The sequence below is a fragment of the Inquilinus sp. NPDC058860 genome (assembly GCF_042743185.1).
Classification (GTDB): domain Bacteria; phylum Pseudomonadota; class Alphaproteobacteria; order DSM-16000; family Inquilinaceae; genus Inquilinus.
Genome location: NZ_JBHYMS010000034.1, coordinates 15392 through 31061 on the forward strand (window position 1 = coordinate 15392; position 15670 = coordinate 31061).

The 15670-nt window shown below is 72.8% G+C and carries 14 protein-coding genes; 5 read left to right on the forward strand and 9 right to left on the reverse strand.

The window, feature by feature from the left end; translation table 11 throughout:
- Window positions 1-30: 30 nt before the first annotated feature.
- Together ACFW16_RS21840 and ACFW16_RS21845 are read right to left on the reverse strand one after the other, a co-directional pair.
- Window positions 31-1908, reverse strand: a complete 1878-nt coding sequence (locus ACFW16_RS21840; RefSeq protein WP_380308914.1) for a potassium/proton antiporter — start codon at window positions 1906-1908, stop codon at window positions 31-33.
- A 145-nt stretch (window positions 1909-2053) separates the two neighbouring features.
- A complete protein-coding gene (locus ACFW16_RS21845; RefSeq protein WP_380308915.1) occupies window positions 2054-3241 on the reverse strand; it encodes a M20 family metallopeptidase in 1188 nt (395 codons plus the stop codon).
- 203 nt (window positions 3242-3444) lie between these two features.
- Here ACFW16_RS21845 and panE point away from each other — a divergent pair, with 203 nt between their 5' ends.
- Window positions 3445-4368: a 2-dehydropantoate 2-reductase gene (gene panE, locus ACFW16_RS21850; protein ID WP_380308917.1), complete on the forward strand. Its 924-nt coding sequence runs from the start codon at window positions 3445-3447 to the stop codon at window positions 4366-4368.
- On the opposite strand, the gene ACFW16_RS21855 is transcribed toward panE, so the two are convergent.
- Both ACFW16_RS21855 and ACFW16_RS21860 read right to left on the reverse strand, forming a co-directional pair.
- The gene (locus tag ACFW16_RS21855; protein ID WP_380308919.1) at window positions 4365-5450 is read right to left on the reverse strand and encodes a quinone-dependent dihydroorotate dehydrogenase; all 1086 of its coding nucleotides are present in this window, start codon (window positions 5448-5450) and stop codon (window positions 4365-4367) included. The two genes, panE and ACFW16_RS21855, sit on opposite strands and share 4 nt — an antisense overlap.
- Window positions 5447-5803, reverse strand: a complete 357-nt coding sequence (locus tag ACFW16_RS21860; protein WP_380308921.1) for a DUF952 domain-containing protein — start codon at window positions 5801-5803, stop codon at window positions 5447-5449. Before ACFW16_RS21860 ends, ACFW16_RS21855 begins: the two co-directional genes overlap by 4 nt.
- Window positions 5804-6213: 410 nt before the next feature.
- Here ACFW16_RS21860 and ACFW16_RS21865 point away from each other — a divergent pair, with 410 nt between their 5' ends.
- The gene (locus ACFW16_RS21865; RefSeq protein WP_225768126.1) at window positions 6214-6417 is read left to right on the forward strand and encodes a hypothetical protein; all 204 of its coding nucleotides are present in this window, start codon (window positions 6214-6216) and stop codon (window positions 6415-6417) included.
- Here the strand turns inward: ACFW16_RS21865 and ACFW16_RS21870 are convergent.
- From ACFW16_RS21870 to ACFW16_RS21880, 3 genes are all read right to left on the reverse strand, one after another.
- Window positions 6401-8419, reverse strand: a complete 2019-nt coding sequence (locus tag ACFW16_RS21870) for an MHYT domain-containing protein (protein WP_380308924.1) — start codon at window positions 8417-8419, stop codon at window positions 6401-6403. The two genes, ACFW16_RS21865 and ACFW16_RS21870, sit on opposite strands and share 17 nt — an antisense overlap.
- An 82-nt stretch (window positions 8420-8501) precedes the next feature.
- Window positions 8502-9992 (reverse strand): sensor histidine kinase, encoded by a 1491-nt coding sequence (locus tag ACFW16_RS21875; RefSeq protein ID WP_380308926.1) that lies wholly within the window; start codon window positions 9990-9992, stop codon window positions 8502-8504.
- Window positions 9979-10668, reverse strand: a complete 690-nt coding sequence (locus ACFW16_RS21880) for a winged helix-turn-helix domain-containing protein (RefSeq protein ID WP_380308928.1) — start codon at window positions 10666-10668, stop codon at window positions 9979-9981. Before ACFW16_RS21880 ends, ACFW16_RS21875 begins: the two co-directional genes overlap by 14 nt.
- 250 nt (window positions 10669-10918) lie before the next feature.
- Here ACFW16_RS21880 and ACFW16_RS21885 point away from each other — a divergent pair, with 250 nt between their 5' ends.
- The 3 genes from ACFW16_RS21885 (at window position 10919) to ACFW16_RS21895 (ending at window position 14165) form a co-directional block, all read left to right on the forward strand.
- Window positions 10919-11815, forward strand: a complete 897-nt coding sequence (locus ACFW16_RS21885) for a LysR family transcriptional regulator (protein WP_380308930.1) — start codon at window positions 10919-10921, stop codon at window positions 11813-11815.
- 74 nt (window positions 11816-11889) lie between these two features.
- Window positions 11890-13107, forward strand: a complete 1218-nt coding sequence (locus ACFW16_RS21890) for a YbfB/YjiJ family MFS transporter (protein ID WP_380308932.1) — start codon at window positions 11890-11892, stop codon at window positions 13105-13107.
- Complete coding sequence (locus tag ACFW16_RS21895; protein ID WP_380308934.1) at window positions 13086-14165, forward strand: NAD(P)H-dependent flavin oxidoreductase; 1080 nt, start codon at window positions 13086-13088, stop codon at window positions 14163-14165. The genes ACFW16_RS21890 and ACFW16_RS21895 overlap by 22 nt, the downstream gene beginning before the upstream one ends.
- Here ACFW16_RS21895 and choX read toward each other — a convergent pair whose 3' ends face one another.
- Both choX and ACFW16_RS21905 read right to left on the reverse strand, forming a co-directional pair.
- The gene (gene choX / locus ACFW16_RS21900) at window positions 14166-15110 is read right to left on the reverse strand and encodes a choline ABC transporter substrate-binding protein (RefSeq protein WP_380308936.1); all 945 of its coding nucleotides are present in this window, start codon (window positions 15108-15110) and stop codon (window positions 14166-14168) included.
- A gap of 40 nt (window positions 15111-15150) precedes the next feature.
- Window positions 15151-15645 carry a thioesterase family protein gene (locus ACFW16_RS21905; protein ID WP_380308938.1) on the reverse strand — a complete coding sequence of 165 codons (495 nt, stop codon included), beginning with the start codon at window positions 15643-15645 and terminating at the stop codon, window positions 15151-15153.
- Between the last annotated feature and the right edge of the window lie 25 nt (window positions 15646-15670).

The window sequence follows — 15670 nt, forward strand, 5'->3', positions numbered from 1 at the left end:
TCGATGGCGGGGCCGGAACCGGCGAACGCGCTATTCCGGCCGGCCGGCCGGTGCCGTCTCGTCGGGCGGGGGAGGCTCCGTCACCGGGGCCGGAGGCGAGCGCCGGGCGCGGCGCTGGCGCAGCCAGCCGCGGATCCAGGCGGCGATCTCCGACAGGTTCTGGAACACCGGCAGCTTCGGCTGGGCGCCGCGGCTCGGCTCCAGCGCCAGCCCGACCTCGGTCACCTCGTTCTCGTCGTCGACCGCGCGGACGATCAGCTCGACCCCGCCCACCGGCAGCCGGTCGCCGACCTCGACCCGGCCGCCGAAGCCGTCCTGCAGGAAGGCGCCGACGGTGCGGGGCTCGGCCGGGTCGGGCAGGGCGAAGCCGTAGCTCTCCGCCACCTCGGCCAGCGGCGCTTCGGCGTGCAGGGTGAAGTCGCCGAAGAAGTCGCGGTCGTCCTCGGCCAGCCGGGCCGGGGTGGCGAACAGCCGGTCCAGCAGGCGCACCTGCTGCGGCGGGGTGAAGATGTAGACCTGGTCGCCCGTCTGCAGCCGCCCGGCATGGTGGATGTCGACCGACTGGCCGTCGCGCACGATCAGCGCCGGCCGGGCCCAGCGCGGGATGCGCTCGCCGCGCGCCACCGGGCTCTGCGCCGCGATGCGGTAGACCACCAGCTCGTGGTTGGCGCGGCCCGGCAGCTCCAGCTCGACGCGGTCGACCGGGCCGATCCGCGGCGGCACGATCAGGCCCAGCCACCTGGCCAGCGGCCGGATGGTCCAGCCCTGCAGCAGCAGCGAGACGATCACCACCAGGAAGACTCCGTTGAACATCGTCCGCCCGTCCGGCAGCTGCGCGATCAGCGGCAGGATGGCCAGCAGGATCGACACCGCGCCCCGCAGCCCGACCCAGGCGACGAAGGTGGTCTCGTTGCGCGAGAAGCCGTAGGGCAGCAGGCACAGCCAGACCGCGATCGGCCGGGCCACGAAGGTCAGCGCCAGGGCCACGGCCAGCGCCGGCAGGGCAACGGCTGGGAACTGCGACGGCGTGGCCAGGAGGCCGAGGGTCAGGAACATGCAGATCTGGGCCAGCCAGGTCATGCCGCTCTGGAACCGGCGCAGCAGGGCGGAGGCGCGCAGCGTGGCGTTGCCGGCGACTAGGCCGGCGACGTAGACGGCGACGAAGCCCGACCCCTCCAGCATGCCGGTGGCGGCGAAGATCAGGAGGGCGAGGCTCAGCACGACCACCGGGTACAGGCCGGGATCGAGGCTGACCCGGTTGATCACGCGCACGATCAGGAAGCCGCCGGCCAGGCCGAAGGCAATGCCGATGCCGGCCTGCACCGCGAACGTCGTGACCAGCGACCAGGTCAGGGTCTCCGCCCCGGTGCCCAGGCGCGCCGCCTCGACCAGCGCCAGCGTCAGGAAGATCGCGATCGGGTCGTTGCTGCCGGATTCGATCTCGAGGGTCGAGCGCATGCGGTCGCGCAGGGTGATACCGCCGACCCGCAGCAGGAAGAACACGGCAGCGGCGTCGGTCGAGCTGACGATGGCGCCGGTCAGCAGCGATTCGGTCCAGCCGAAGCCGAAGGCGTTGCGGGCGGCCACGGCGACGATGCCGGTCGTCAGCAGCACCCCGGCGGTGGCCAGGGTGAGGGCTGGCGCGGCGGCGGCGCGGAAGCTCTGCAGCCGCGTCTCGAAGCCGCTGTCGAACAGGATCAGGGCCAGGGCGACGCTGCCGATGAAATAGGCCGCGGGCGCGTCGTCGAAATGGATCTTGCCGATGCCGTCCTCGCCGGCGCCGAGGCCGACCGCGAGGAACACCAGCAGCAGGGGGGCGCCGACCCGGAAGGAGATCAGGCTGGTGAAGACGCTGAGCGCAATGAGTCCCGCCGCGACGAGAATGGCGAGGTTCATCGCCTCGATCATCGGTGTCTCTTCCTCATTCCGGGGGTCGCGGCCGCGGCCGCGCGACTCGCCTCCTGCAATTCACCCGAGAAAGGTGACGGAAATCGGGCCCGATGGCGAGATCCCTGCTCGGTCCGGTGCCTTCACCGCGAGCCGGCCGTGCCGGTCAGGACAAGAGTTCGACCGCGCTGCGGACCAGGGCGGCGGCACCCAGGCCGATGCAGCGCTCGTCGGGCTGATAGTCGGAGTTGTGCAGGTGGTCGTTGCGGCCGGGCTGGGCGGCGCCGACCCGCAGGTGGAAGGACGGCACCCGCTCGGAGAAGAAGGCGAAGTCCTCGGCGCCGAAGCCGGGGGCGGTCTCGTGCACCACGTCGCCGAACTGCGCCCGCACCGCGGCGACCGACGCCTCCAGCACGCGGCCGTCATTCATCAGCGGCGGCACGCCCAGCTGGTAGTCCAGCGCGCAGGTCACGCCCTGGGTCAGCTCGATGCCCTGCACGATCCGGCGGATCGCCGCCTCCGCCGCGGCCCGCGCCTCGGGCGACCGGGCCCGCACCGTGCCGCGCAGGGTGCAGGTGTCGGGGATGATGTTGTGGGTGGCGCCGCCGGCGATGCTGCCGACCGTCACCACCGCGCCCTGGGCCGGGTCGATGGTCCGCGACACCACGGTCTGCAGCTGGGTCACCAGATAGGCCGCGGCGACGATCGGGTCGGCGGCGTCCTGCGGCCGCGCGGCATGGCCGGACCGGCCGCGCACGGTGATGTCGAAGGTGTCGGCCGAGGCGGTGCTGGCGCCGCGGAGATAGCCGAACTGGCCGATCGGCATGGTCGGGCTGTTGTGGAAGGCCAGGGCCAGGTCGGCGCCGTCCGCTGCGCCGTCGGCGATCATCGCCGCGGCGCCGCTCTCCGGCGTCTCCTCGGCCGGCTGGAACACCAGCCGCACCGATCCACGCAGCCGCGGCGCCAGGTCCTTCAGCACGGCGCCGACGCCGATCAGCGTCGCGGTGTGGATGTCATGGCCGCAGGCATGCATCTTGCCGGGCACGGTGCTGGCGAAGGGCAGGCCCGTCATCTCCTGGATCGGCAGCGCGTCCATGTCGGCGCGGATCAAGAGGCAGGGGCCGGGGGCGCCGCCCTCGATCTCGGCGACGATGCCGGTGCGGCCGATCCCGGTGCGGTAGGGGATGCCCAGCCTGTCGAGCTCCGCCGCCACCACGCCGGCGGTGCGCTGGACCTCGAAGCCGATCTCGGGATGGGCATGGATGTCGCGCCGCACCTCGACCAGGCCGGGGGCGATCGCCTCGACCGCCGTGTCGATCGAGGCGCCGATGTCGTTGATGCCGCGCGTGTCCATGGACGGTGAGCTCCCCTCGGTCCGGAAGGATGACGTCGTGCCGAGGGCGGCATGGCCGGCCGGGCTGACGAGAATCGAGTCATTGCACCCGAAGGGACAGGCGTCCACCCCCGCAATTCGCAGCCCAGACAGCGCCTTTACATCCAACGGGGCGGACCCCAGCTTGGCCGGGGTGGGGCGCGACGGGCAGAACGGAGCGAGCGATGCGATTGTTGGTTGTCGGCGCCGGCGCGACCGGCGGGTACTTCGGCGGCCGGCTGGCCCAGGCCGGCCGCGACGTGACTTTCCTGGTGCGGCCTGGCCGCGCCGCCGCGTTGCGGGCGCAGGGCCTGCGCATCGTCAGCCCGCATGGCGACGTCACCCTGGCGCCGCGGCTGGCCACCGCCGACGCGGTCGACGGCCCCTATGACGTCGTGCTGCTGGCGGTGAAGGCCTATGGCCTGGCCGGGGCGATGGCCGATCTCGCCCCCGCCGTCGGGCCGGAGACCATGATCCTGCCGCTCTTGAACGGCATGCGGCACATGGATCTGCTGTCGGCACGCTTCGGCTCCGCTGCGGTGCTGGGCGGCGTGTGCAAGATCGCCGGCACGGTCGATGCCGAAGGCCGGATCGTGCAGCTCGCCGGGTTCCACGAGCTGGCCTATGGCGAGCGGGACGGCACGCCCTCGGCCCGTACCGACCGGCTCGATTCGGTGCTGCGCGGCGCCGGCTTCGACGCCCGGCTGACGCCCGGGATCGAGCGCGAGATGTGGGAGAAATGGGTGATGCTGGCGGCCTTGGGCGGCATCACCTGCCTGATGCGCGGCAGCACCGGCGAGGTCGTGGCCGCGCCCGGCGGCGCCGATTTCGCCGGCCGCTTCCTGGACGAGGTGGTGGCGGTGGTGAAGGCGGCCGGGACGCCGCCCGGCGCCGCTTTCCTGGCCAGCACCCGCGCCTTCCTGACCGAGCCGGGGGCCGGCCGGACCTCGTCGATGTACCGCGACCTGCAGCAGGGCGCGCCGATCGAGGCCGACCAGATCATCGGCGACCTGCTGGCCCGCGGCCGGGCCGCGGGGATCGACACGCCGCTCCTGGCCCTGGCCGCGACCCATCTCGCGGTCTATCAGCGCCGCCTGGCCGGCGGCTAGCGCAGATCGGCGCCGACCGCCTCGGCGACCGAGCGGAAGCCGTCGGCGCGCAGCCGGCCGGCCAAGTCGCGCTTGATCTCGCCGACCAGGCCGGGGCCGCGATAGGCGAGCGCGGTGTAGAGCTGCACCAGGCTGGCGCCGGCGCGGATCTTGGCATAGGCGTCGGCGCCGCTGGCCACGCCGCCGACGCCGACCAGCGGCAGCCGCCCGGCCACCAGCTTCGCCACCCGCCGCAGCACCGCGGTCGAGGGCTGCATCAGCGGCTTGCCGCTCAGCCCTCCGGGCTCGCCGGCCAGGTCCGGCGGCAGCCCCGCCGGGCGGGCGATGGTGGTGTTGGACACGATCAGCCCGTCGATGCCGGCGGCCAGCGCCACCTCGGCCACATCCTCCAGGTCCTCCGGCGTCAGGTCGGGGGCGATCTTGACCAGGATCGGCGGCCGCGCCGTGCCCTCGGCCCGCGCCGCGGTGGCGGCGGCCAGCAGGCGCTGCAGCGGCTCGCGGCTCTGCATCGCCCGCAGCCCCGGCGTGTTGGGCGACGAGATGTTGACGACGAGGTAGTCGGCCAGCCGGGCGAAGGCGCGGATGCCGGCGGCATAGTCGGCCTCCGGGTCGCGGCTGTCCTTGTTGCGGCCGACATTGACGCCCAGAAGGCCTGGGAGGCCCCCCGGGCCTGGGGCTGCGGCGCCGTCAGCGAGGCGCGCCTCCAGCCGGGCCACGGCGGCGGCGTGGCCGCGGTTGTTGAAGCCGTAGCGGTTGATCAGCGCCTGCTGGTCCGGCAGCCGGAAGGCGCGCGGCCGCGGATTGCCGGGCTGGGCCCGCGGCGTGACGCTGCCGATCTCGACGAAGCCGAGGCCCAGCCGCAGCATCGGATCCACCACCTCGGCGTCCTTGTCGAAGCCGGCGGCGAGGCCGATCGGGTTGGCGAAATCGCGGCCCCACAGCCGCACCGCCAGGACCGGGTCGTCGGGCTCGCCGGCGACCGGCCCGAGGCCGAGCTTCAGCGCGGTGATGGTGGCCCGGTGCGCCGTCTCGGGCGGCAGCGCCTTCAGCACCGGCGCGGCCAGGGCGAAGAGGCGGCTCACGGCGTGGTGGCGATCGGGAACAGCCGTGGCGGGAAGGCGTGGCGGCCGTCGACCAGCGGCAGCGGCGCCACGCCCCGCACCGCGGCCAGCGGCAGCTCGGCATAGAGATGCGGGAACAGGGCCCCGCCGCGCGACGGCTCCCAGCGCAGCGCGTCGCCCAGCGCTGCCGCGTCAACCGCCACCAGCACCAGCCCGTCCCGGCCGGCGAAGTGGCGGGCCGCCGTCTCCTCGGCCTGCTCGGCCGTCGAGAAGTGGATGAAGCCGTCCTCGTGGTCGACGGCGGAGCCGCGATAGGCGCCGGCGGCCTCGGCCGCCGCCCATTCCGCGGCGCTGCAGATCTTGTAGATGGTCATGGCGGGCGAACCCTAGGGAAGCGGTCTCCGCCCGTCAATCTCGGGCCGGTCCATGGTCGCCGTTGCGGTCTCCCGGGGCCGGCCCGGACGCCGGCAGGTCCGATGGCCGGTCACAGCCCGGATCGCCCGGCGATGCGGGGTCGGATCAGAGGATCGTGAGCGTTGCAGAATGCGAATCGTATGCGGCTGCGCGTTGCAAATTGCGAGAGCGAGTTCGAGTTTGAAACTCGGCAAAAGTATAAATTCCAAAATTGATGAAGATATTGGAATTATTCGTCCGATTTGACCTTGTGACTGGGGTCTTATCCGTCTCCGGCGATCCGGCCGGCCCGGTTTCGCCATTGGCACGCCCCTTGCACCGTCGGCAGGCATTAACATGTGGGGAGATGCCCAAAATGGGCGACATTGCGATGACGGATAATCTGACGGTGGTCGAGCTGAAGACCCCGATGACCTATGCCCTCGACATGGTGACGGCGATGGGCGATCCCGGCATTACCACGGTCCCGACCAAGCCGACCGCCGGCATGCTGGCGGCGGGCGCACGGTCGGGCGGTGTCACGGTGGAGGTCGCCTGGCGCGTGTTCCAGGCGATGGTCAACGCCGCCGACTGACCGGCCGGCCGATGCTGAGCGGCGGGGGCTCGAACACCCCGCCGCCGGCCCTTTCATTGGCCATGGCGGCGCCATCGCCGTCCGGCGCCGCGTCGCCGCCGGCCGGCAGCATCAGGGTGATGCGGGTGCCGACCTCGGGCTCGCTGTCGATCATCAGCATGCCGCCATGGCTCTCGACCAGCGCCTTGGCCAGCGGCAGGCCCAGCCCCGAACCCTCGCGCGGCCGCCGTGACAGCTTCCGGGCCTGACGGAACGGCTCCAGCGCCAATGCGATCTCCTGCTCGGTCATGCCGATGCCGGTGTCGGCGACGGTGACGCGGACCGACCGCGCCACGGCGACGGCGTCGATCGTGACGCGGCCGCCATCGGGCGTGAACTTCACCGCGTTGGTCAGCAGGTTGATCAGGATCTGGCGCAGCCGCAGCGGGTCGGCGTCCAGCAGCGGCAGGTCGCGCGCCACCCGCTGCTCGATGATGATGCCGTGCGCCTCGGCGCGCTGCGCCACCAGGCTGACCGCATCCTGGATGTCGCTGGCCAGATCGACCGGCTCCGGCTGCAGCTCGAGCCGGCCGGATTCGACCCGCGACAGGTCGAGCACGTCGTTGACCAGGGCCAGCAGGTGCTGGCCCGAGCGGTGGATGTCCTCGGCATAGCCGCGGTAGCGCTCCGGCAGCGGCCCGAGATGGGCGTCGCGGATCAGCTCGGAGAAGCCGAGGATCGCATTCAGGGGCGTCCGCAGCTCATGGCTCATATGGGCCAGGAAGGTGGTCTTGGCGTTGTCGGCGGCCTCGACCGTCCGCATCGCCTCGCGCATGCGCTGTTCGGCCACCCGCTCGGCGGTGATGTCGAGATGCGCCACCACGGCGCCGGCCGCGCGGCCCTCGGCGATCGGCGCGGCCAGGAGGCGGATGGTCCGGCCGCCCGTGCCGCCCATCGGGTATTCGACCGACGCGGCCGGCCGGATGCCCTGGACCACGCCGGCCAGATGGACCCGCACCTCGGCGCCCGCCGGGCCGGCGGCGGCGCACAGCGCGAAATAGTCCTCGCCGGGGCCGGAGCCGCCGCCGACGAAGCGCTCGCGCTCGCCCGGCCACTGCCAGGGCGGATTAGCGGTCAGGATGACGCCGCGCTCGTCGATCAGCGCCAGCGGCATCGGCAGCGCGTTCAGGGTGGCGGCGTGACGCTCGTCCAGGACGGCGAGCTGGCGCTGGGCCTGCAGCTCGGAGATCCGGCGGTCCAGCCGGATGGCGATCAGGGCCAGGGCGAAGACGACGATGGCGGCCGCGGCGATCAGCCCGGCCAGGATCGTCGGCGGCACCGGGATGCCGGCGGTGCCGGCGTGGACGGCGGGATCGGGAACGAACCGTGCCGCCGCCATGCCGATGAAGTGCATGCCGGTGATGGCCGCCCCCATGACCAGGGCGGCCAGGATTCGCCGGACGTGCCCGATATCGGACAGGGCCAGGTGCAGTGCCGCGGTGGCGGTGACCAGGGCGATCAGCACCGAGAGGGCCAGGACGACCGGGTCGTAGACGATGCGGCCGGGGGCCAGGATCGCGGCCATGCCGACATAGTGCATGCCGGCGATGCCGAGCCCCAGGCACAGGCCGCCGGCCAGGAGCGGCAGCGGAGGCACGGGGGCCGGGCGTGCGGCCGCGCCCGACGCCGCCTGGCCGAGCGTGGCGACGGTGAAGCCGGCGCCGGTCGCCAGCGCCGCGATCAGCAGCGACAGCAGGGTCAGCCGCAGATCGTAGGCGATGTCGACCGGCAGGTGCAGGGCGAGCATGGCGATGAAGTGCATCGACCAGATGCCGCCGCCCATGGCCACGGCGCCGCCGGCCAACCACAGCAGCCGTGCCTCGCCGCGGGCAACGCGGATGCGCTGGCCGAGGTTGAAGGCGACATAGGAGGCAAGCACCGCGACCAGGATGGCCAGGACCACCAGCCAGGGGTCGTGGCCGGGCATCAGGGAATGGGACAGACTATCGCCGGTGAAATGCATCGCCGTTCCGGTCGGGCGGCCGCGACCGGAAAAGTCCGGCCGTGCAGCATGTTAGGAGCATATCCCCGGTGCGGCGGCGTGGCTATGGGCGACGACGCGGCGCCGCGATGGGAACGCCCCGAGGCTGCGCGGGACTCTGCCCGTGCCGGGCCTCGCCGCGCGCCGCGACGCTCCGGCCGGCCGCAGCCACGGGCTTGGCCGCCTCGGCGAAATCCAGCGTGACGGCGAGGCCGGGGCGGGCATCCGACAGCGTCAGCCGGATCTCGTGCAGCTGCGCCACCGCGGCCACCAGGCTGAGGCCCAGGCCGCTGCCCGGGGTCATCCGGCTGGCGTCGAGCCGGAAGAAGCGCTGGAACACCTTTTCGCGCGCCGCCTCCGGAATGCCGGGACCGGTGTCGCGCACCTGCCCGACCGGCCCTTCGGGCCCGGGTGCCAGCGATACCGAGATCGCGGTCCCGGCGGGGGTGTGGCGGATCGTGTTCTCCACCAGATTGGCCAGCATCTGGGTCAACAGCTGCCGGTCGCCGCGGATCCGCAGGCCGGGCGCCACCGTGCCGGCCAGCCGGTGCCCGGAATCGTCGGCCACCGGGCCGTAGGTGTCGATGATGGTCTCGAACACGCCCGACAGGTCGACCGGGGCGAAGCCCTCGCGTCGCGCGCCGGACTCGATCTGGGCGATGCGCAGCAGCGCCGCGAAGACGCCGAGGATGCCGTCGATGTCGGCCACGGCCCGCTCCACCGCGGCGTCGTAGTCCTCGGCCGAGGCGGCCTTGAGCCGCGCCGCCTCGAGGCGCTGGCGCATATGCGACAGCGGCGTCCGCAGGTCGTGCGCGATGTCGCTGGAGACCTGGTGCAGCCCCTGCATCAGCTGCTGGATGCGGTCCAGCATGGCGTTCAGGTTGTCGGCCAGGCGGTCGAACTCGTCGGCCTTGCCGCGGCTCGGCACCCGCTCGTCCAGATGGCCGTCCATGATATGGCGGGCGGCGGTGTTCACCGCCTCCACCCGGCGCAGGAAGCGGGCGCTCAGCACCAGGCCGCCGGCCAGCGCCAGGAGCACCGTCGCCACGGCGCCGGCCAGGAAGAAGCGGGTGATGCCCTCCTGCAGCTCGTCCAGATCATGGGTGTCGCGGCCGATGAACAGATGCAGCTCCGGCGTCAGGTCGACGCCGAGCCCGCGAATGAGGTGGCGCTCGGAAACGCCGTCGCCGTCGGTCGTCTCCAGCGGAATGTCGGCCCAGCCGGTCGCGACCGGCATGGGCCGCAGGTTGCCGGCCAGCACGCCGCCCTCGGCATCCTGCAGGGCGTAGTAGTAGTAATCCGGATCGATATCAGTGATGCGGTCGTTGATCGCCTTGACGATCTCGGGGGGCGAGGCTCCGGCCATGGAATCCCGGACCGTCTTCATCTCCGCGCTGATCGACAGGTCGATCTGCTGGTCGGAATACCGCGTCATCGCCACGTAGACGATGCTGGACACCACGATGATCGAGACACTGAACAGCGCGGCGAAGCCCGCGGCCAGCCGGAACGTCGCGGTGCGGACCAGCCTGGCCCATGAGCTAACCAGGATCACGGAGGCAGTACCCAACGCCGCGGACGGTGTCGAGCAGGGGCGCGTCGAAGCCGCGGTCGATCTTGCCGCGCAGCCGGCTGATATGGGTTTCCACCACCGTCGTCTGCGGCTCGAAATGGAACTCCCACACATGCTCGAGCAGCATGCTGCGGGTCACGATCTGGCCGGAATGCCGCATCAGGTATTCCAGCAGCTTGAACTCCCGCGGCTGCAGGTCGATCGCCTGGCCGGCCCGGGTGGCGGTCCGCTTCAGGAGGTCGATCTCGAGGTCGGCGACGTGCAGCGCGGTCTCCACCGCGGCGGCGCCGGCGCGGCGGGCGAGGGCATCGACCCGGGCCAGCAGCTCCGCCAGGGCGAAGGGCTTGACCAGATAGTCGTCGCCGCCGGCGTTCAGCCCCTCGACCCGATCGCTGACCCCGCCCAGCGTGGTCAGGAACAGGATCGGCACCGCGTTGCCCTGCCCGCGCAGCCGGCGGGCCAGGGTGATGCCGTCGATGTCCGGCAGCATGCGGTCGACGATCAGCAGCCGCGGCGCGCAGCCGGCGCGGGCGGCGGCAGCACGGGCCAGCCCCTCAGCGCCGGTGACGCTGTGCTCGACCGCATGGCCGGCATGGCGCAGCGAGCCGATGATGTGCTGGGCCGTCTCGTTGTCGTCTTCGATCAGGAGGATCTGCATGGGCGCGTCAGGCTCTCGGACAGCGGATCGCTGGCGTGACGGACGGACCACGCCGAGAGAGCTTCCCACCGCTCCCGCCGGACCGTCGCACGCCGAGACGGTGCCGCGGGCGTTTGACCCGGGGCCGGAGAGTAGGGGGAAGGCCCGCGGCGGCGTACTTACGTTTTGGTAATCCGGAGTCCATGTCGCCGCACGGCGGCGTCCTCCGATACAATCATCGTCCTCCCGGAGCATGACACACGGGTGCATCGTGAACGACAGGGATCTCAGGGTGTTCGAGGCGGTGGCCCGCACCGGCGGCATCGGCCGGGCGGCGGCCGAGCTCAACACCGTCCAGTCCAACGTCACCGCCCGGATCCGGGCGCTGGAGGAGGAGCTGGGCCTGCCGCTGTTCGAGCGGCACAGCCGCGGCGTCGTCCTGACCGCGGCCGGGCGGCGCCTCCTGCCCTATGCCGGGCGGGTGGGGCAACTGCTGGCGGACGCCGCGCGGGCGGCCCGCGACGACGGCACGCCGGGCGGGCCGCTGACCCTCGGTGCGCTCGAGACCACGGCGGCGCTGCGGCTGTCGCCCGCCTTGGCCGCCTATGCCGCGGCCCATCCGGCGGTCGACCTGGCGCTGCGCACCGGCACCACGGCCGAGCTGGTGGCCGAGGTGCTGGCGCGGCGGGTCGACGGCACCTTCGTCTGCGGCCCGGTGCACCACCCCGACCTCGCCGCCGAGGTCGTGTTCGAGGAGGAGCTGGTGCTGCTGACCGCGCCCGGCGCCGGCGGGCTCGACCGGCTGCTGGCCGACGGCACCGCGTCCGGCGGCCTGCGCATCGTCGTGCTGCGCGCCGGCTGCTCCTACCGCCAGCGGCTGGAGGAGGTGCTGGCCCGGCGCGGGGCGGTCGGCCTGCGCCGGCTCGAATTCGGCACGTTGGAGGCGATCTTCGGCTGCGTCGCCGCCGGGCTCGGCATCACCCTGCTGCCGCGCGCCCTGATCGGCCCGGTCTGGGCCGCCGGGCGGGTGGCGGTGCACGGCCTGACGCCGGCCGAGGCGCGGGTCGAGACGCTGTTCATCCGCCATCGCGACGCGCCGGAGACTAGCGCGCTGACCGCCTTCCTCGACCTGTTCCGTGCCGATGGGGCGGTCCGTGCGGCGGAGTAGTCATCTGCCATAGTGATGGTGATGATCAAAAGTAGACATTATTCGAGACGGCTCGCCCTCCCTATCCTGGTGGCATGTCCTCCGCCGCCCTTCCCCGCCCGATCCTCTCCGCCCTGTGCGCCAGCCTGGTCGGCATCGGCCTGGCGCGCTTCGCCTATACGCCGCTGATCCCGTCGCTGATCGACGCCGGCTGGCTGACGCCGGGCGGGGCGGCGCAGCTCGGTGCCGCCAATCTCGCCGGCTATCTCGCCGGCGCCCTGTGCGCCCGTCGGCTCGCCGCGCCGGCCGGGCCGGTGCCGCCGCTGCGCGGCATGATGCTGCTCGCCGCCATCTCCTTCCTGGCCTGCGCGGTGCCGCTGTCGCCGCTGTGGCTGCTGGCCTGGCGCTTCGCCGCCGGCCTCGCCGGCGGGGCGATCATGGTGCTGGCCGCCCCGGCTGTGCTGCCCGGGATCGAGCCGGCGCATCGCGGCCGTGCCGGCGGGCTGATCTTCGCCGGCGTCGGGCTCGGCATCGCCGCCTCCGGCACGCTGGTGCCGCTGCTGCTGCAGGCGGGGCTGGAGGCGACCTGGGCCGGCCTCGGCGTCCTGGCCCTGGCGCTGACGGCGCTGGGCTGGGGCGGCTGGCCCTGGGCCTCGCCGGCCGCGCCCGAGGCGGCTTCGGCCGGATCCCGTCCGCCGGCCCTGGCGCTGGCCGGGCTCAGCGCGGAATACGCGCTCAACGCCGTCGGGCTGGTGCCGCACATGGTCTTCCTGGTCGACTTCGTGGTCCGCGGCCTCGGCCGCGGCCTCACGGCCGGCGCGGTCGACTGGGTGCTGTTCGGCCTCGGCGCGGTGGCCGGGCCGGTGCTGCTCGGCCGGCTGGCCGACCGGGTCGGTTTCCGGGCCGCGCTGCGCCTGGCCTTCCTGGTCCAGGCCGCGGCCGTCGGCCTGCCGGCCGTGGCCGACGGCACCGTGGCGCTGGCCGCCTCCAGCCTGGTCGTCGGCGCCTTCGTCCCCGGCATCGTGCCGCTGGTGCTCGGCCGGGTCCAGGCGCTGGTCGCCGATCCGGCCGCCCGCGACGCCGCCTGGCGCCGGGCCACGGTCGGCTTCGCAGTCGGGCAGGCCGCCGCGGCCTACGGCTTCTCCGCCCTGTTCGCCGGCGGTTCCGGCCACGCCCTGCTGTTCGGGATCGGCGCCGCGGCGCTGGTCCTGGCCTTCGCCCTCGACATCGGGCTCGACCGCCCGTCCCGCTGGGGGCACCCTGCGTCCGACTTCCGCATGAGGATCCGGCCATGTCCGTCGTCACCCCGCTGATGCAGCGCTTCGGCCTGCGCCACCCGATCCTGCAGGCGCCGATGGCCGGGGGCGGCGACACGCCGGCCCTGGTCGCCGCGGTGTCGGGGGCCGGAGGCCTGGGGTCGATCGGCGCCGCCTATCTGACGCCGGACCAGATCCTGGAGGCGGCGCGGGCGGTGCGGGCGCGCACCGCGCGGCCCTTCGGCATCAACCTGTTCAGCCCGGCCCCGGTGCCGGACCTGCCGGCCGACGCCGACCGGGCGGTGGCGCGGGTGGCGCCGTTCTATGCCGAACTCGGCCTGCCGGTGCCGTCCTTCCCGCTGCCGCAGGGCCCCGACTTCGACGCCCAGCTCGCGGCCGCGCTCGACAGCGGCGCCGCGGCGGTCAGCTTCACCTTCGGCCTGCCCCCGGCCGCTTCGCTGGCAGTGATCAAGGCGCGCGGCGCGGCGCTGTTCGGCACCGCGACCACGGTGGAGGAGGCGGTCGCCTGGCATGAAGCCGGCGCCGATGCGATCGTCGCCCAGGGCAGCGAGGCCGGCGGCCATCGCGGCAGCTTCGCGGCGGGCTTCGCGGATTCGATGATCGGCACCATGGCGCTGGTGCCGCAGATCGTCGATGCCGTGCCGCTGCCGGTGGTCGCCTCCGGCGGCATCATGGACGGACGTGGCATCGCCGCGGCCCTGGCGCTCGGCGCCGAGGCGGTGCAGATGGGCACCGCCTTCCTGACCTGCGATGAGGCCGGCGTGTCCGATGCCTACAAGGCTGCGATCCTGGCGGCGCGCGAGCATGAGACCCGGCTGACCCGCGCCTTCAGCGGCCGGCCGGCCCGCGGCATCGTCAATCGCTTCATGACCGCGGTCGAGCCGCCGGGCGAGCCTTCGGGTGCGCTGCCCTTCCCGCTGCAGAACGCGCTGACCCGGCCGCTGCGCGGCGCGGCGGGAAAGGCGGGGCGGGCGGAATTCCTGTCGCTCTGGGCCGGGCAGGGGCTGCGCCTGGCCCGGCGCCAGCCGGTGGCCGAGCTGGTCGCGCGGCTGGCGGCGGAGACCGGGGCGGCGATCGCCCGGCTGAAGGGCTAGCTAACTGCTCTTCAGCGACGCCTTCACCGCCTCCAGCCCCGGCTTGCCGTCGATGGTGGTGACGCCGTCGAGCCACCTGGTCAGCAGCTCGGGGTTCTCGGTCAGCCATTTCCGGGCGGCGGCGTTCTGGTCCATGCCCTCGTCCAGGATCATCGCCATCATCCGGTTCTCGGTGTTCAGGTCGAACACCAGCTGCCTAGCGAATTTCTGTACGTTCGGGCAGCCGGCCAGCCATGTCCGGTTGGCCAGGGTGCGCACCGTGGCGCCGCCGTAGTTCGGGCCGAAATAGGCGTCGCCGCCGCTGAGATAGTCGATCTTGTACTTGATGTTCATCGGATGCGGCGCCCAGCCCAGGAACACCACCCATTCGCCGCGCCGCGCCGCCCGGTCGACCTGGGCCAGCATCGCCTGCTCGCTGGCCTCGACCAGGTTCCAGCCGCCGAGGCCGAACTCGTTCTTCTCGATGATGGCCGACAGGTTCTTGTTGGCGGAGGAGCCGGGTTCGATCGAGTAGATCGACTTGCCGAACTTGTCGGCGAATTTCTGCAGGTCGGCGAAGTCCTTGACCCCGGCCTCATGGGCCTCGCGGTTGACCGCCAGCGTCACCTTGGCGTCGGCCAGGTTGGTGCCGACCAGCTCGACCCCCTGCTTCAGATAGGGCTCGACCATCTCGGTCTGCGACGGCATCCAGTTGCCGAGGAACAGGTTCACCTGGTTGTTCTTGAGCGATTCGAAGGTGACCGCGACCGACAGCATGTCGACCTTGGGCTCGTAGCCAAGCCCGGTCAGCACCGTGCTGGCCAGGGCCGTGGTCGAGGTGATGTCGGTCCAGCCGACATCCGACAGCTTGACGGCCTTGCAGGCCGCGTCGTCGGCCAGCGCGTCGCCAGCCGGGGCCAGCGCGGCGATCGCCGCGGCGGCGAAAAGGAAACGTCTCGCATTCATCACTGCCTCCTGTCTGTCCTCATGGGAACGGGGGGCGTTGTCAGCCCTTCTCGTCCTCCGCGGCGGCCTCGTGGGCGGCGCGGATCTCGCTCAAGCGGTCATGGATCTCGGCCTCGAACGGCGCGACCTTCGGCCCGGTCGCGTCGATCGACAGGTTCAGCACCTCGCTCTCGGCCAGCACGGTGCCGTCCGCGGTTCGGCGCATGAGGTGGTGCAGGGTGAAGCGCTTGGCGTCCATCGCGCCCAGCCGGGTCTCGACCGCCACCTCGTCGCCGGCATGGGCCTCGCGCCGGTAGCGGATCTTCATCTCGCCGGTGAAGACCGTGCGCCGGCTGCGCGCCCGGTAGGCGGCGTCGATGCCGGCGAAGTCCAGGAAGGCGTCGGTGGCGTGGCTGAAGATGACGGCATAGTAGCCGTCGTTCAGATGGCCGTTGTAGTCGGTCCACTCCGCCCGCACGGTCTCATGATGCAGCCGCAGCGGCGCCGCGATCGTCCGGTCCGAGGGGGCTGTCGGGTTGGCCGCGGTCGCTGGCATCCGCCGGTTGGTCCTCGCCTGCGGC

Bases quoted from the DNA above. Each gene is read 5' to 3' on its own strand.
- ACFW16_RS21840 (WP_380308914.1), bottom strand. From the start codon at position 1,908: ATGATCGAGGCGATGAACCTCGCCATTCTCGTCGCGGCGGGACTCATT.
- ACFW16_RS21845 (WP_380308915.1), bottom strand. From the start codon at position 3,241: ATGGACACGCGCGGCATCAACGACATCGGCGCCTCGATCGACACGGCG.
- panE (WP_380308917.1), top strand. From the start codon at position 3,445: ATGCGATTGTTGGTTGTCGGCGCCGGCGCGACCGGCGGGTACTTCGGC.
- ACFW16_RS21860 (WP_380308921.1), bottom strand. From the start codon at position 5,803: ATGACCATCTACAAGATCTGCAGCGCCGCGGAATGGGCGGCGGCCGAG.
- ACFW16_RS21865 (WP_225768126.1), top strand. From the start codon at position 6,214: ATGACGGATAATCTGACGGTGGTCGAGCTGAAGACCCCGATGACCTAT.
- ACFW16_RS21870 (WP_380308924.1), bottom strand. From the start codon at position 8,419: ATGCATTTCACCGGCGATAGTCTGTCCCATTCCCTGATGCCCGGCCAC.
- ACFW16_RS21880 (WP_380308928.1), bottom strand. From the start codon at position 10,668: ATGCAGATCCTCCTGATCGAAGACGACAACGAGACGGCCCAGCACATC.
- ACFW16_RS21890 (WP_380308932.1), top strand. From the start codon at position 11,890: ATGTCCTCCGCCGCCCTTCCCCGCCCGATCCTCTCCGCCCTGTGCGCC.
- ACFW16_RS21895 (WP_380308934.1), top strand. From the start codon at position 13,086: ATGTCCGTCGTCACCCCGCTGATGCAGCGCTTCGGCCTGCGCCACCCG.
- choX (WP_380308936.1), bottom strand. From the start codon at position 15,110: ATGAATGCGAGACGTTTCCTTTTCGCCGCCGCGGCGATCGCCGCGCTG.
- ACFW16_RS21905 (WP_380308938.1), bottom strand. From the start codon at position 15,645: ATGCCAGCGACCGCGGCCAACCCGACAGCCCCCTCGGACCGGACGATC.